The 2,182-nt window shown below is 62.5% G+C and carries 3 protein-coding genes and 1 pseudogene; 1 reads left to right on the top strand and 3 read right to left on the bottom strand.

Going from position 1 to position 2,182, the window contains the following annotated elements; translation table 11 throughout:
* Positions 1-1,047 (bottom strand): UDP-glucose/GDP-mannose dehydrogenase family protein (locus Q8O80_RS07860; RefSeq protein ID WP_305578681.1); only part of this gene is annotated, 1,047 nt, incomplete at its 3' end.
* The gene (locus Q8O80_RS07855; protein ID WP_305578679.1) at positions 1,044-1,406 is read right to left on the bottom strand and encodes a MarR family EPS-associated transcriptional regulator; all 363 of its coding nucleotides are present in this window, start codon (positions 1,404-1,406) and stop codon (positions 1,044-1,046) included. The genes Q8O80_RS07855 and Q8O80_RS07860, both read right to left, overlap by 4 nt.
* 172 nt (positions 1,407-1,578) lie before the next feature.
* Here Q8O80_RS07855 and Q8O80_RS07850 point away from each other — a divergent pair, with 172 nt between their 5' ends.
* Positions 1,579-1,962 carry a hypothetical protein gene (locus Q8O80_RS07850; protein WP_305578677.1) on the top strand — a complete coding sequence of 128 codons (384 nt, stop codon included), beginning with the start codon at positions 1,579-1,581 and terminating at the stop codon, positions 1,960-1,962.
* Here the strand turns inward: Q8O80_RS07850 and Q8O80_RS07845 are convergent.
* A pseudogene (locus Q8O80_RS07845) lies at positions 1,948-2,182 on the bottom strand (ISAs1 family transposase); the annotation flags it as partial. The gene Q8O80_RS07850 and the pseudogene Q8O80_RS07845 sit on opposite strands and share 15 nt — an antisense overlap.

Genomic DNA, 2,182 nt, shown 5'->3' with positions numbered 1-2,182 from the left:
ATTTGGACCCGATCCGCGGATCACCATACCGGCCAGCAGCTTCTGACATGGCTGCACCCAAAGGCCTGACAGAAGTTCGCAATCGATCACATGCGCAAAAGGGGCAAAAACTCCTTGCACCACGGGCGGCAACCACAGAAGCTTGTCGATCATCCGCCGCTTGACGCCCTCGTTGACGTCGATCACCGCCTCGGTGATGCGCATCGGCACCCCGTGCTCCTGCCCGATGCGGGCCAGCGCCAAGGTGTCCTTGGGAAAGCACGACCCGCCATAGCCCGGCCCGGCATGCAGGAACTTGTTGCCGATCCGCCCATCGAGCCCCATGCCGCGTGCCACCTGCTTGACGTCGGCACCGGTGCGTTCGCACAGCGCCGCAATCTCGTTGATGAAGCTGATCTTGGTGGCCAGAAATGCGTTGGCGGCGTATTTGATCATCTCGGCCGATTCCAGATCGGTGGTGACGATCGGGAAATCGCGCAGGTAGAGCGGGCGGTAGATCTCGGCCATGACCTCGGCCGCGCGCTCGGACTGCACGCCCACCACCACCCGATCGGGCTTCATGAAATCGTCGATCGCCGCGCCCTCGCGCAGGAATTCGGGGTTGGAAGCGACGTCGAATTCCAATTCAGGGTTGGCCTTTTTCACCACCTGCTGCAGCTTGCGGTTGGTGCCAACCGGAACCGTGGACTTGATGACGATGACGATATAGCCGGTCGCGGTGCGGGCGATTTCATCAGCCGCTTTCATCACATAGCTCAGATCGGCATGGCCGTCGCCGCGCCGTGTCGGCGTGCCCACGGCGATGAACACTGCCTCGGCGCCCTTGAGCGCGCGGCCCAGATCGGTGGTAAACGACAGCCGCCCCGCCGCGACATTGCGCGCCATTACCGCGTCGAGCCCGGGCTCGTAGATCGGCACCTCGCCACGCTCGAGCATGGCGATCTTTTCGTGGTTGTTATCGACGCAAACCACGTCATGGCCGAAATCCGAGAAACACACCCCGGAGACAAGCCCGACATACCCGGTCCCAAGTATCGCGATCTTCATGCCTCGTCCCCTGCCGCTTGGTCGGCGTCGATCTCGGCGCGCACAGTCTCGATTTCGGCCTTGATGGCCTCGTATTCCTCCATCTTGCGTGCCAGGAACTGCTTGGTCAGCGCAGCCTTCTCCGCAATGCCCTTGCGGGTGAGCACATAGGCATAGCGCCGCTTGTCCTCGGCTGCGGTAAAGTTCCCCAGCTTGATCAGCCCTTTGTCCAGCAAAGCACTCAGCACGTAATGGATGCCGCCGTTGCTCACCCCCACCGCCCTGGCCAGATCGCGCTGGCTCATTTCGGGGTTGGCTTGCAGAAGGCGCAGGATTCGGAAATGCCCGTCCTGGCGCAGCAGGTCGCGTCGGGTGGTCATCGGATGGGGGTTTTCTCGCAGGCTACCGCACAAGGACTGCCGTCAGGCACCGTGGGGAACATGGTAGCGCACTGTGAAGCAGAATCGACATGATAGCTTGGTTTCGAGCGTTACCGGCGTCCTGCCTGCGCTGCAAGCCTGAATTTCAAGATTGGGGATATGGAGTGCAGCTTTGCGCCGAGCTGATGCTGTTTTGCGCACTGTCCGAGCGGCGACCCGGCTCAATGCACGGCATCTGCGTTTGATTCATACCCAAGCGATCGCTGCGCGCAAGCTTCAAATGCTGCGCCTGCAAAATGCGCGTTGTCGCTCCGCCGTCCTACAGCAGCGCGGCGTGTCCCGCGGCGGCGCGTCACGCCATGTGGCCGGGCCCGGTCGCCGTCGCTGCCGCGCCATCCGCGCCTGCACCGGTCGCGGCATCCTCGTTTGCCTGCCCCTCCTGTTCCAGCGCTTCCTCCATGCTGACCGTGTTCAACACCAGGTCGAACTGTTCAAGGATCTCGGGCGCATGGCGGGTGATGTCAGGGCCATCGCGTTTGGCCTATGCGGTCGCTAACTGACTGAGAAGGCTGAGAAGAAACGCATCGCTCCAGCCCGCCTGCTTGAGTTTGATCGAGAGTGAACCTTTGGATGTATCGCGGCGGGCGAGGTCAAGGGCTCGGCGGCGCAGGATGGCAATGTTGGCGGGGCCGTTATCCTTGCGGTTGCGGGCGGCGTCCTCGCGGAACGAGACGTCAAGCTGCCAGTGCAGGGTGTTCTCGATGCCCCAATGGGCG

The organism is Devosia sp. (assembly GCF_030689745.1).
Taxonomy (GTDB): Bacteria; Pseudomonadota; Alphaproteobacteria; order Rhizobiales; family Devosiaceae; genus Devosia; species Devosia alba.
Note: the sequence above shows the minus strand (reverse complement) of the source record. Positions and strands in the feature narration are given on the sequence as shown.

Coding starts and splice junctions, on each gene's coding strand:
- Q8O80_RS07855 (WP_305578679.1), bottom strand. CDS start 1,406: ATGACCACCCGACGCGACCTGCTGCGCCAGGACGGGCATTTCCGAATC.